A 12,812-nucleotide genomic window follows, 5' to 3' on the forward strand; every position below is an offset into this window, starting at 1 on the left:
CGGCCGCGGCAATGATTCTTTCGCTGGCGCAACACTCCGAAACTTGATGGATCTGCGCCGGCCGGGTTAGCGTTCCGGCGCGGCCTTAGAACTTCCCCAAGTTCACCTAGATCGCACCGGATCGCCGCCTGGGTCTCTCAGGCAGGCGATCCGGGTCCGTGCCTCGACCGGGGGGCGCTCTCCGCATCGTCATTTCGTCGCATCCCCGCCTTGCCGGCATTGCCGCCCCGGCCATCATGAAACATGATGGGTTGCCGGAAACGGTTTGTGCAGGTGGAGGTCGTCCGATGAACGAGAATGAGATCCGCGGTTTGATCGCCGAGGTGAAGCAAGGCAGGCTGTCGCGACGCTCGTTCATCCAGAAGGTCGCCGCGATCGGGATCGTAGCGCCGGTCGCAAGCCAGATCCTGGTGTGGCACGACGTGGCGATGGCAGACGCCACGCTTGCCTACAAGCCGACCAAGGCCGGCGGCGGCGGCACGCTCAAGATCCTGCTCTGGCAGGCGCCCACCCTGCTCAACCCGCATTTCGCGATCGGCACCAAGGACCAGATCGCCACGCGCATCTTCTTCGAGCCGCTCGCCGGCTGGGACAAAGACGGCAATCTCATTCCCTGCCTGGCCGCCGAGGTGCCGACCAAGGCGAACGGCGGCCTTGCCGCGGACGGCATGAGCGTGATCTGGAAGCTCAAGCGGGGCGTCAACTGGCACGACGGCAAGCCCTTCACCGCCGACGACGTCGTCTTCACCTGGCAGTACGCCGCGGACCTCGCGACCGCGGCCTACACCACGGGCTCCTACAAGGACATCAAGGTCGAGAAGATCGACGACCACGCCGTCAAGGTGTTCTTCAAGGCGCCGACGCCGTTCTGGGCCGACCCTTTCGTCGGCGGCTCGGTCGGCCAGATCCTGCCAAAGCATCATTTCGGCGACTATGTGGGCGCCAAGTCGCGCGAGGCTCCGGGCAATCTCAAGCCGGTCGGCACCGGTCCGTACAAATTCGTCGAGTTCAAGCCGGGCGACATGATCCGCGCCGAGCGCAATCCCGACTATCACGTCAAGAATCAGCCTCATTTCGACACGCTCGAGGTCAAGGGCGGCGGCGACGCAGTGTCTGCGGCGCGCGCGGTGCTGCAAACCGGCGAATACGACTTTGCCTGGAACATGCAGGTGGAGGAGGAGGTCCTCAAGCGCATGGAGGCGAGCGGCAAAGGCAAGCTCGACATCACGCCTTCCGGCAATGTCGAGTTCATCATCCTCAACACGACGGACCCCTGGACCGAGGTCGACGGCGAGCGTTCGAGCGTCAAGACCAAGCACCCGACGCTGTCCGATCCCGCCGTTCGTCGGGCGATCAATCTCCTGATCGACCGCGATTCGATTCAGAAATTCATCTACGGCCGCGGCGCCGTCGCAACCGCGAGCTTCGTCAACGCGCCCAAGCGGTTCAAGTCCCCCAGGCTGAAATACGAGTTCGACATCGACAAGGCCAACAAGATCCTCGACGAGGCCGGCTGGACCAGGGGCGCGGACGGCATCCGCGAGAAGGACGGCAAGAAGCTCAAATACGTGTTCCAGACCTCGACCAACGCCCCGCGCCAGAAGACGCAGGCCATCATCAAGCAGGCCTGCCAGAAGGCCGGCATCGAGATCGAGATCAAGGCGGTCACAGCATCCGTGTTCTTCTCCTCCGACGTCGGCAACCCCGACACCTACTCGAAATTCTATGCCGACATGGAGATGTACAACACGACGCAGCCGCAGCCCGATCCGGAGCGCTTGCTGAACCAGTGCGTCTCCTGGGAGATCGCCACCAAGGACAACAAATGGCTGGGCCGCAACAACTCGCGCTATTCCGATCCTGAAGCCGACAAGGCCTACAAGGCCGCAAAGAACGAGCTCGACCCGGTCAAGCGCGCCGCGCTGCTGATGAAAGTCGACGAGATCTTCTGCGGGGCCAACGTGTTCCTGCCGCTGCTCTCGCGCCACATCGTCAACGCAAGCGTCAACAGCCTCATGACCGACATCTCGGGCTGGGACACCATCACGTGGAACCTGGCAGCGTGGTATCGGAGCTGAGGGAGCAGACGACACGACGAAGGCGGCGGTTCCTCGCACTCACGACATTCTTCGTTGTGTGCTTTGGGTCACAGTCGAATCAAGGGCTTTCGCCTAGAACGCCAAGGCATGGCCGCAAACAAGGTAACGGCGGTACGCACGAGGCTGCGGAGGCGATCTACAGCTAGGGACTTAGGAAGCCGCCGGGTGGAAGACCGGGCGGCTTTTTCTTTCTTGAAGGCAAACGGGCGACCGATGCCGGCGCTGCGCCCTATCCATGCGAGAGAGCTTTCGTCGCCGAACCCCATCAATATCTCGCAACGAAAACGCATGATGGTTTCGCAAGTGCGCTAACCCCGCGCTCCGAGCCGCAAAGCCGGCGCCGCTCTAGTGCCACGTCGTGTCCGCTTCAACGATCACCACTCTTATTTCGGGATCTTCGGCGGTGTTGCAGGTACAGGGCATGCCCTCACCGCAGCGGCAGCCGCCCAGCTTCTCACTCCAGACCCGGAGCGGGTGGTTTTCGCAGACCCATCCCAGTCCCTGGCACAATGGGCAGGTCTTGTCGGTCACAGCGTATCCGGCGTCCGCAATGTGTTCGACTTGTCCTCGTTGCGCAGCTCCTGCTCGGCGGCGCGCCAGAACTCTTCCTCGCGGCCCTCGGGCTTGCCGGCTTGCTCCCACAAGCGATGCGCACGCTCTCTGATGTCTTGCTCGGTCGACTCGGACAATTGTACCTCCTCTTGGAAGCACGGCCCCACCCTGGGGGGTATGGGGGCTTGGAGGCGGGGCCGTGCGGGCCAGCCATCGGCGGCGATGCTGGCCCGCGGAGTCAAGCTCCGATCATGTGCAAGAGTTCCTGCGCGCCTGCCCCCGCCGGGCGGAATCCATTCTGACCGGCGAACCCGCGGCTGGCTTCGGCTAAACAGCGGCCACGGTTTGGCGCTCCCGCGGCGCAATCCGCCCTGCCCCTCGCTTTTCGCGCCCGACGCTGCCGCGTCCGCGTCCACCCGGCTCGCGAAACATGACGACCACACACATGCAGCCAACGTGGCCGCTCTCGCAATCTGGCCGCTCGGATATCCTGGAACCACCGATGACCGGCACATGATGAACCTGCGCGGCACTTGTACCTCTCTTCAATACTAAGCAACGCTTTCGATCTCTCCAGCGCTCAAGCCGGACTTGTGTGCTGAGCCGGGCAACGGACCCGGCCTGACGAACGCATTCACAACATTGCTCAGCAGCTGAGGCTCGACATTGTTGGACCGGAAGGCCCAATGCCTCCATAGCAGGCCTGCATCCTCCTCATGAATGCAGATCGCATTCTGGAGCGAGTCCGCGCTCGAGCACGACGAATGGCGCAAAGGCATCGCGGCCTGCGCTTGTGCGATCCTTGGCCGATCCGGCGAACTCGTGGGAGCGATCGGCATGTCCGGACCGGACACGCGCGTCAAGCCCAAGCAGATCAAGGAGTACTCGGTTCAGTGACGGCAGCCCGAGGCGGCGGAGGCTGCCGAAATCGAAGTCTGATGGGCTCCATGGGGTTTGCGGCGTTTCGTGGCCGACCACGGCAGGGTATGGTTAACCCCTCTCAACGAGACCTTGCCGCTCCACGGCCCGGAAATGCCGAACTGTTGAGATCGCGTCCAGAAACAATCTGAAACAAGAATTTTCGCCATTTGGCCCGAATCTTGGAGAAACAAAGCGCATGGCCATTCCCAATCCCAACATCCTGGTCGTCGAGGATGATCGCGAAACCCGGACGTTGATTGCGAAGTACCTGCGCAACAACGCCTGTAACGTCACCGCTGTGGGCGATGGCCGCGAGATGTCGCGTGCCATGGCCGACCATCGCGTCGACCTCATCATCCTCGATGTCATGCTGCCCGGCGAAGACGGTCTCAGCCTCTGCCGCAAGGTGCGTTCGGAAGCGCAGACGCCGATCATCATGCTGACAGCGCGCGGCGAGGACGTCGACCGCATCGTCGGCCTCGAGATGGGCGCGGACGACTATCTGCCCAAACCCTTCAACCCGCGCGAGCTGCTCGCCCGCATCAACGCAGTGCTGCGCCGCCAGGCCGCCGCGCAAGCAGCGAGCGCGGTCCAAGGCGCGAGCACGCTTGCCTTCGAAGGCTGGTGCATCGATCTGCGCCTGCGCGAATTGCGCAATCCCGACGGCGCGCGCGTCGCGGTGACCAGCGCCGAGTTCGATCTCTTGCGCACGTTCTGCGAGAGGCCCGGCCGCGTGCTGTCGCGCGACAGCCTGCTCGACCTCACGCAAGGGCGCAACGCCGGCTCGTTCGAACGCTCCATCGACGTGCTGGTCAGCCGCATCCGCCGCAAGATCGAGCCCAATCCGCAGGATCCGACCATCATCAAGACGGTGCGCTCCGGTGGCTATCTGTTCACGCCGAGAACCGAAGCGGTGGGCACGCAGGCGGCCGCCGCGGCCTTGAGCGGCTGACATGCGGCTTTTGGGATTTTTTCATCTCAGGAGCATCAGCGGCCAGATCGCCGCACTCGTAGTGGTTTCGATCCTCGCGCTGCATCTCATCATCACCGCAGGATTCCTGATCACGCGGCCGGACCGCGCGACGGCGCCGCCCGACAGCGAGCATGAGTTCGTCACTGCTGCGCGCCTCTTGTCCGCGGCGGGCGCCAGCGAACGGCCGCGCCTTCTCGCCGACATCGCACGCGCCTTTCCGGAGCTGCGGGTCGAGCAGATCGCGCCCGGCTCCGCCGCAGCCGTCGGCGGCATCGAAGCTCCGCACCTGCACGGCATGCGCCGCCATGTCGGTGAGGGTTACAAGGTCGTCGCACTGGCCCCGGACGGCGGCTCGTCGCGGATCGGCATCCAGCTGCCCGACGGCACGATCATCGCAGGCCACGTCGAACGAGGACGGCCGCCCTGGTTGTGGGGCAATCCCTGGATATCGACGCTGCTGTCTGCCGTGATCAGCGTGACGCTGCTCGGCGTTTGGGCTGCCCATGCGCTGGCGGCACCGCTATCGTCGTTTGCCAAGGCCGCCGAGGATTTCAGTCTCGATCGGGCGGCCGAGCCGCTGCCCGGGCGTGGGCCCGAGGAGATCCGCTCGGTCGCGCGCGCACTCAACCGCATGCAGGAACGAATCGCGCGGCTGATGTCGGATCGCACGCGGATGCTGGCCGCGATCAGCCACGATCTGCGTACGCCGATCACGCGGCTGCGCCTGCGCGCCGAGTTCATCGAGGACGAGGGCAACCGCAAGCGCATGCTGATCGACCTCGACCAGATGCGCTCGATGCTCGAATCGGTGCTGTCGCTGCTGCGCGACGACCGCAAGACCGAGGCCGTGACGCTGGTCGATATCGCGAGCACGCTCCAGCTCGTCGCCGACCAGTTCGGCGACATGGGCCATGTCGTGCATTATGACGGGCCAGCTTCCGCGAGCGTCGTCGTACGGCCCGACGATTTGCATCGCGGCGTCACCAACCTCGTCGAGAACGCGGTGCGCTTCGGCGCAGAGGTGAAGATCCGTCTCAAGATATCGGGCACAAGACTCGTCATCGACGTCGAGGACGACGGTCCCGGCATTTCGGATGCACGCAAGCAGGAGATGCTGGAGCCGTTCGTGCGCGGCGACGATGCGCGCACCATGGACGACGCCACCGGCTTCGGGCTCGGCCTGTCGATCGCACGTGCGATCGCGATCGCCCATGGCGGCGAGCTGTCACTGCATGATCGCGAGCCAAAGGGCTTGATCGTGCGGATGCAATTGCCGGTGAAGCAGCGGACGTCCGCGGCAGCGCCAATGTGCGATCGACCAGTTCTCGATCGAGAGAGCCTTCTTTCTTGATCAGCTTCCAGCCCGAGCGGGACGGCTTCCATCTTTCGTTCAGGTAAGCATCTTCTCATTCGTGCTCATCAAGCATTGGATCTGGCTCCCCTGGAAAGGCGTCCGCACCATCCGGCCTAGCCCCGGCGCCTCCCTTTATTACCGAACGACCCCGGGGATTGGACCGAACCGGGTTCGGCATTGACACGGCGCTCCGGGAGGCGCGGGTGGAGCACGGCAAATGATCGGGGACGGCCCAGGCGGGCCGGGGACACGAGCGACACAGCGCAGTGGTGGTGGCGGAGGCGCTGGCGGAGCGAAGCCCGGCGGGCCAGGAGGCGGCGGCAGGAACGGCTGAGCCGATGCACTGCACGTCCCCAGCAACATCACCGCGACTATCAAGGAGCCTATGCGCATCACGTTTACCCTCCACGACCTTGTAGAAAGACTTATCGAGAGCTCTTCTCGATTCGACTGGAAATCGATCATGCCGCCAGCTCGACGCGGAATGGACCGAATAGAAATGTTAACACGAGCCACGGACGAATGCGCTCGCAAGACTCCCGCTCCCCGTTCAGAACGAGGCCTCCACAAGGCCTTGGTTCACTTCAGATAACTCGCAAGATTCAGGCTCAAGATCTTCCCGAGAGCAGAATAGGACGCCGTGAGTTGCGTCTGGTAAGTCGAAAGCTGCGCCGTGATGGCGGCGACGTCGACGCTGGTCAGGTCATTCGACAAGGTCTCCGCATAACTCTTGTAGTCGGCCTGGCGAGCGCTCGCGGTCTCGATCGAGGACGACGAGCTGGACAGCTTTGCCTGCACGGCGGCGGTGTCGTCGAGCGCGGTGCTGGCGAGGTCGAGCGCGCTGGTGATGTCCGAAGACGACAGCGTGGTGCTGTTGGCGACGAACTTCAGCACGCGCATCACTTCCTCGAACGCCGAATTGTCTGCGGTGACGCCGTAGGATACGGTTTCGTCGGCGGCGACCCGCACCGAAGCGATCTCATTGTCGCCATTGTAATAGCTGGTGTCCGCAGTCGTGGTCGAACCAGTGCCGGACGAAAAGCTCGTGAGATCGACCGGTGCGGTGTCCGTCTTGCCGCCGGCGAAGACGTACTGGCCGTCATATTGCGTGTTCATCAGCGAGCCCATCTGCTCCAGCATCTGCTGAGCGGAGCTGATTACCGAATTCACCTCGGTCGAACTTCCCGTCGAGGCGGCGGTGAGCTGGGACCGGAGCTGGGTGAGGATGTCCGTCACCGAGCCGACCGCCGAATACATCACCTGGACCTTGCTGTCGGCGAGCGTGGCCGCATCGATATAGGACTGCGCGCGCGTCACCGAAACCTGGAGATTGACGACGTGCTGCGCATCCGAGCCGTAGCCGCCGAAATCGGTCGAGACGACACCAGAGGATTCCTGGATCTGCATGTTGGCCATGACCGATTCCACGCGCATCGCGTCGGCGATCATCCGGCTCGACTGGGCGAAGGTGGCAACCCGCATCGCGACCATCAGCGCGCTCCCGTTACGTCGACTGCACGGCGGTGAGCAACGCCGAGTACATGGAGTTGATGGCCTGGATCAGGGCTGACGCCGCCGAATATTTGTTCTGAAGCGTGCTCAGATTGGCTGATTCTTCGTCGAGGTTGACGCCGGACTGCGACGCCAGCGAGTTCGCGTAGGTCGACTGAGCGGTTTCCTTGGCCGTGTAGTCGGTGGACGCCTGCGAGGCCTTGCTGGAGACGTCGGAGACGACGGCCGAGGCGTAGTCGGCCAGCGAACCCGTGGTGGCGGCAAGCCCGCCGGTCGACGCGAAAGTCCGCGAGTCCGTCAGCGCATCGTACAAGGCATTGACCACGGTGGCCGAGCCCGACGACAGCACCGAGCTGCCGACCGTCAGGCTCGAAGACGAATCCAGCGTCGCGAGCTGCAGCTCGTTCGTCCCGGACAGGATCTTGCTGTTGACCGCGATGTCCGAGGCGCTCGTTCCGGTCACGAGATCATTGAGGCCGAAATATTCGGAGAATCCCTCGCTGGAGCTTCCGACCGAGCTCGTCATCTCGTTGATGGCGACGCCGTTGCCCGAGCCGGTCGCCGTGATCGAGAGATGGCCGTCCGAATCGACCGAGGCGGACAAGCCGGAGATACCGTTGATGGCGGTGACGAGATCGCCGACCGTGGCGTAGGACGACAGGTCGAGATCGGCGTAGGAGACCAGGTTGCCGCTCTGGTCGGTTGCCGCGATACGCACCGAGCCAGAGGCGGACAGGGCAGAACTGCTGGTGACGGCCGTCGTCCCCGTCAGGCTGGTCGGCGCCGGCACCGAAGAGGCGCTGTTCGAGACGCTGTTCATCACGGACGCCAGCTGCTGCGCCAGCTGGTCGAGCTGGGACTGCGCGTCCGGCAAAGTGTCGTCACGGAGCGTTATGAGTGCGCCGATGTCCCCACCGGTGATCTGGGAGGTGATGTCCACCCCGTTCACGGTGATCGCGCTGAAGCCGCTCGACGAAGAGCCGGCGGTGTAGGTCGTCGACGCCGTCACATTGGCAGCCGCCGTATAGCTGATCGTATGCGCGGAAGAGTCCACCAGCGCCTGGCCTGACGCGGTGTAGATCTGGAGATCGCCGTTCGACGCCGTGAAATAGCTGATATTCATCTTGGACGCGAGGTCCTGGAGCGCGGTATTGCGCTGGTCCTCGAGATCCGCGGTCGACTGGCCGGTCGCCGCCGTCTGCTTGATTTCGGCGTTGAGGTCCGCGATCTGCTTCAGATCCGCGTTGACGTCGTCGATCGACGAGGAGATGTCCTGGTCGGCATCCGACCGGAGCTTCTGGATCCCGCTCGAGGTCTCACGCAGTTGGCTGGCAACGTCATCCAGCGCACTGACGACGTTGGATTGCAGCGAGGCGCTGCTCGGCGTGCTCGCCAACGACGACAACGCCGACTCCAGCGAGGCGATGCTGTTGGCGAGTGAGGTCCCCGACGACGAATCGCCGCTGCTGCTGATCGAACCGTAGAGCTTCTGGAGCGACGTCAGATAGGTACTGGTGGTATCGGCCGCGCCGAGATCGGAATCTGCGCTAACCAGCGACTTCAACAGCAGCTTGTCCACCGTCGAGGTGATGCCCGTCACCGTGACGCCGGTACCGACGCCGTTGGTGACGCTGCTCGACTGGGTCGCGGACTTCTTGGTGTAGCCGGCCGTATCGGCGTTCGAAATATTCGACGACGTCACGCTGATCTGCACGGACGTCGCGGACAATCCGCTGAAGGCGATCGATCGTGCGATATCGAGCGACACGGCGGTTTCCCCTCGTTCCGTCAGGCGCTGCGGCTGGTGCCGCTGGAGACCGTGCGGGCGGCGGCGACGCGACCGGACGCGCCATAGGGCGACACCGCCGCGATCTGCTCGCGGATCGCCTGCATGACGGCCTCGATCCGGCGGTTGCTGGCCTCGATCGCCGCGCGCAGGCGCACCAGATTCTCGTCCATCGCCGCACGCAGCTTCAGGATCTTGTCCAGAAGCTGCTCGCGCAGGATGCGATCCCTGACGGTCAGGCTGGTCGTTCCCGCCGCGCACTCGGCGACGGTCCGCTCGAAAATCTCCGCGAGCTTGTTCTTCTCGTCGACCTGCTTCAGGCGGGAGGCTGGCAGGCCTTTGGCGAGCTCGGCGTTCTCCTCGGCAACCAGCGTGGTCAGCGTGTCGATCAGCGCGATCAGCGACTTGATCCTGTTATCGCCGCTCGCGACGTTCGTGCCGGTGGCTTGCCTGTTGGCTTGGGCTACACTCATGGTCATCGCCTTCTTCTAGTTGTGCCGTTTGCCGCGGTCGGCCTGCGAGCTGCGCAAATACGCGCCGATCGCGGTCGTCCTGACGGTTGCCTGCCTCATTTCGCTCTCGATCTCCGCGGCCTGCCGCAGGAGACCGCGCCGCGTCGTCTCCAGGTCGTCGAGCAGCGCGAGTAATTGCTTGCGGTCGCTACCCTTGACCGTCGCGGTCCGCGCCAGGAGCCGCCGTAGCCGGAGCAGCAGGGCCTCGCCGACGGCGTTTGCCTTTTCGCCTGGCATCGCTCACCTCATCGCCGAGATCAGGGTGTCGTACATCTTGTTGACGGTGGAGACGACCTGGGACGCGGCGGAGTACGCCTGTTGCGCCGAGATCATGCTCGAGAACTGGCTGGAGGTGTCGGTGGTCGAAGACTCCAGCTCGCTGCCGTAGATCGTGCCCGCGCCGTTCTCTCCGGAGCCCTGCAGCGCGGCGTTGCCCGACGTCACCGTCGCTGAATAGATGCCGTTGCTGGAGGCGGCGAGCCCGTTGGGATCGGCGAAGGTCGCCACCGCGATCTTGTAGATCGCGATGGTCTGGCCGTTGGAATAGGTCGCGTTGACGATGCCGTCGTCACCGATCGAGACGCTCGACAGCTTGCCGTAGGACAGGCCATCCGAATCGATGCTGGTGACGTTGACTGACGGCGTGGTTTCACCCGAGGCATATTGCGTGAGGCCGTCGGTCTTGCCGGCGGTTCCGAGATTCATGGTGATGGTGCTGTCCGCCGCACCGTCGGTCCAGCCGGTGATCGAGACGGTGGCCGGGTCAGGATTGGTGCTGGCGAGCGAACCGTCGCTGTTGAAAGTGATGTCGATCGTGCCTGACGCCGTGCCGGTCGCAGTCGTGGTATCCGATGCCGAGGTCGGATTGGCGAAGCTCGCGCTCCAGGTATTGGCACCGCTCTTGGTCCAGGTAACCTGCATCGAGTTCGCCGCGCCGAGCGAATCGTAGACCGTCACCGAACTGGTGTAGGTGTCGCCCGTCGCGGCGTCCGACGGCAGGTTCGCAGCGATCGTGGTCTTGGTGGTGGCGCTGCCGCTGGTCGAGGCGACCTGGGTGTTGATGGCTTCGAGATTGCCCGCCGATTCATTGCCGACGACATTGCCATCAGCATCGGTGCGCCATCCCTCGAGATAATAGCCGTTGTTCTGGAGATAGCCGGCATTGTCGGTCGTGAAGGCGCCGTTGCGGGTATAGGCGACCGTGCCGCCCGACTTGGCGTCGGTCACCACAAAGAAGCCGGAGCCCTGGATTGCGACGTCCGTGGCGTTGGAGGTCGCGGCGAGCAGGCCCTGCTGGGTGATGTTGGCGCGGCCCGAGACGGTGACGCCGCCGGAAGCGTAGGAGGTCGTATTGCTGGAGGCGGTCACGAGCGAGTCGAACATCGCCGAGGTGGTCTTGTAGCCGGTGGTGTCGGAGTTGGCGATGTTGTCGCTGATCATCGACAGGGACTGGCTCTGGGCGTTGAGCGCCGAGATCGCCGATGACAATGCGCCGGTGAGACTCATGATGAAGCTCCGAGGAAATCAGGACGTGAGATCAGGATGTGACGCCGAGGATGTTGGCGGCGCTGACGGCGACACCATTCACCGTGAGCGAGGGCGTGGACGTCGAGGTATCGATGCCGGTCACCGTACCGCTGACGGTCGTGTAGTTGAGAACCGAGTTGCCGGCGGTGTCCGTCGCCGTCACCGAGATGGTGTATTTGCCACCGTCGGAGAGCTGGTTGCCGCTCGAATCCTTGCCGTCCCAGGTGAAGCTGTTGGAGCCGGAGTTGCCGGTGCCGGTGCCGGTGTAGACGACGTTCCCGGAGGAATCCGAGATGCTGATCGAGACGTCCGAAGCGGTCGACGACAGCGAGTAGCCATAGGTCGCCGCGCCGTTGCTCAAGGTCGCCGTATCGGACTTCGCCTCGACGGTGTGGCCGATATAGTTCACCGAGTTCAACGTCACGAGGCTCGAGAACGAGCTCGCCAGCGACGACAAGTTGGAGTTGATCGACTGCTGCGAGGTGAAATTGGCGTAGGAGGTGAGCTGATTGACGAGGTCGGTGGTCGAGGTCGCATCCAGCGGATTCTGGTTCTGCAACTCGCTGACCAGCAGGGTCAGGAAATCGCTGGATGTCAGCGTCGAGTTGGACGACGTGCTCGAAGACGACGATGTCGTGGTCGCAGTCGTTGCAGAACTCACGGCGGAAACGGTCATCGGAGACTCCGGCCTTCTTTTGCTGCCGGCGACCAGTGTCGGCTCGCGGCGCTTGAAATCTGTGTGCTGATGAAACGGGTGGGCGTGCGGATTCAGGCGGCGATTCACGCGCGCGAGAACGGCATTCGACACGGCAAAATCTGCCGTGTGTGGGCGGGTGTTAGAGGAGCGACGAGGTCAAGGTAGTTCGTTGCGGCGACGGAGCTGCTCTTGCTTCGGCTGCGGCAAAGCCATCGTTCACGATGTGAGCGTTGGGGGCGCCGATGCTTCCAGAGCGTCGTGGCGGCTTGTCCCGGCCATCACGCCTCGCCGCGCAGCACGAAGAACGTGGATGCCGGGACAAGCCCGGGCATGAGGACGTCCAAAGCGCGATGATATCTGGATGAAGTATTGTTTGAGCATGATCTTTTTCGGAAAGCCGCTGCACGCTTTTCCGGATCATGGTCTGGCAGTCGATGTGAGAAAAAGAGCCGCTCAGCTCCCCGCCGTCTCGCCCTCGGTGCGCGGCTCGGCAGTGTCATCCTGCATTTTCGCTGCCGCAGCGACGATGCGGTCGGCGAGGCCTGCTGGCGCGCGCATTGGCGGTGCCGCGAACGCACGGCGCAGCATACGCGCCTCTTCCAGCAGGGCCTGCGCAGCGGACGACCGCGCCAGCAACGCTTCGGCGGGCAAGCGCCGGTCGTCGGGCCAGAGGGAGAGATCCTCGCCCAGCCGATCGATCAGTTCCTCAAACTCGGTGACGTCCATCGCCCGCCGATCCCGCCTCGGTCAGGCCCGTCATAAAGCATTGCAGGCGCGGCGGAAACCGGATTTCGGCGGCCTCGGCCGCCAAAAGCGCCGCAGCACTGCGGAAAGCGACGGAAACGGCGGGCTGGATGACGCCTGCCCTCCCCCGCGTCG

General features: G+C 63.9%; 13 protein-coding genes. 4 read left to right on the forward strand and 9 right to left on the reverse strand.

Annotation, left to right across the window (positions count from 1 at the left end; genetic code table 11):
* Positions 1-287 precede the first annotated feature (287 nt).
* On the forward strand, positions 288-2,078 hold the full coding sequence (locus ACSHT2_RS14910; protein ID WP_440642229.1) for a peptide ABC transporter substrate-binding protein: 1,791 nt from the start codon (positions 288-290) through the stop codon (positions 2,076-2,078).
* Between the two features lie 548 nt (positions 2,079-2,626).
* Here the strand turns inward: ACSHT2_RS14910 and ACSHT2_RS14915 are convergent.
* Entirely contained in the window at positions 2,627-2,788 is a 162-nt protein-coding gene (locus ACSHT2_RS14915) for a DUF2934 domain-containing protein (RefSeq protein WP_440642230.1), read from the reverse strand.
* 414 nt (positions 2,789-3,202) lie between these two features.
* Complete coding sequence (locus ACSHT2_RS14920; RefSeq protein ID WP_440642231.1) at positions 3,203-3,430, reverse strand: copper amine oxidase; 228 nt, start codon at positions 3,428-3,430, stop codon at positions 3,203-3,205.
* On the opposite strand from ACSHT2_RS14920, the gene ACSHT2_RS14925 reads away from it, so the two are divergent.
* The 3 genes from ACSHT2_RS14925 (at position 3,372) to ACSHT2_RS14935 (ending at position 5,896) form a co-directional block, all read left to right on the forward strand.
* Positions 3,372-3,548: an IclR family transcriptional regulator domain-containing protein gene (locus ACSHT2_RS14925; RefSeq protein WP_440642232.1), complete on the forward strand. Its 177-nt coding sequence runs from the start codon at positions 3,372-3,374 to the stop codon at positions 3,546-3,548. The two genes, ACSHT2_RS14920 and ACSHT2_RS14925, sit on opposite strands and share 59 nt — an antisense overlap.
* 220 nt (positions 3,549-3,768) lie before the next feature.
* On the forward strand, positions 3,769-4,524 hold the full coding sequence (locus tag ACSHT2_RS14930; RefSeq protein WP_440642233.1) for a response regulator: 756 nt from the start codon (positions 3,769-3,771) through the stop codon (positions 4,522-4,524).
* 1 nt (position 4,525) lies between these two features.
* Complete coding sequence (locus tag ACSHT2_RS14935; RefSeq protein ID WP_440642234.1) at positions 4,526-5,896, forward strand: ATP-binding protein; 1,371 nt, start codon at positions 4,526-4,528, stop codon at positions 5,894-5,896.
* Between the two features lie 582 nt (positions 5,897-6,478).
* On the opposite strand, the gene ACSHT2_RS14940 is transcribed toward ACSHT2_RS14935, so the two are convergent.
* The 7 genes from ACSHT2_RS14940 to ACSHT2_RS14970 all read right to left on the reverse strand — a co-directional run bounded on the left by ACSHT2_RS14940 (position 6,479) and on the right by ACSHT2_RS14970 (position 12,659).
* Complete coding sequence (locus ACSHT2_RS14940) at positions 6,479-7,390, reverse strand: flagellin (protein WP_440642235.1); 912 nt, start codon at positions 7,388-7,390, stop codon at positions 6,479-6,481.
* A gap of 13 nt (positions 7,391-7,403) precedes the next feature.
* On the reverse strand, positions 7,404-9,179 hold the full coding sequence (flgK, locus tag ACSHT2_RS14945) for a flagellar hook-associated protein FlgK (RefSeq protein ID WP_440642236.1): 1,776 nt from the start codon (positions 9,177-9,179) through the stop codon (positions 7,404-7,406).
* A gap of 20 nt (positions 9,180-9,199) precedes the next feature.
* Entirely contained in the window at positions 9,200-9,676 is a 477-nt protein-coding gene (locus ACSHT2_RS14950; RefSeq protein WP_440642237.1) for a flagellar protein FlgN, read from the reverse strand.
* Positions 9,677-9,685: 9 nt separating this feature from the next.
* On the reverse strand, positions 9,686-9,946 hold the full coding sequence (locus ACSHT2_RS14955; RefSeq protein ID WP_440642238.1) for a hypothetical protein: 261 nt from the start codon (positions 9,944-9,946) through the stop codon (positions 9,686-9,688).
* A 3-nt stretch (positions 9,947-9,949) separates the two neighbouring features.
* Positions 9,950-11,215: a flagellar hook protein FlgE gene (flgE, locus tag ACSHT2_RS14960; RefSeq protein ID WP_271533567.1), complete on the reverse strand. Its 1,266-nt coding sequence runs from the start codon at positions 11,213-11,215 to the stop codon at positions 9,950-9,952.
* Between the two features lie 31 nt (positions 11,216-11,246).
* Entirely contained in the window at positions 11,247-11,912 is a 666-nt protein-coding gene (locus ACSHT2_RS14965; protein ID WP_440642239.1) for a flagellar hook assembly protein FlgD, read from the reverse strand.
* A 474-nt stretch (positions 11,913-12,386) separates the two neighbouring features.
* Positions 12,387-12,659: a hypothetical protein gene (locus ACSHT2_RS14970; RefSeq protein ID WP_440642240.1), complete on the reverse strand. Its 273-nt coding sequence runs from the start codon at positions 12,657-12,659 to the stop codon at positions 12,387-12,389.
* Positions 12,660-12,812 lie beyond the last annotated feature (153 nt).

The organism is Bradyrhizobium sp. PUT101 (assembly GCF_052043945.1).
GTDB lineage: Bacteria > Pseudomonadota > Alphaproteobacteria > Rhizobiales > Xanthobacteraceae > Bradyrhizobium.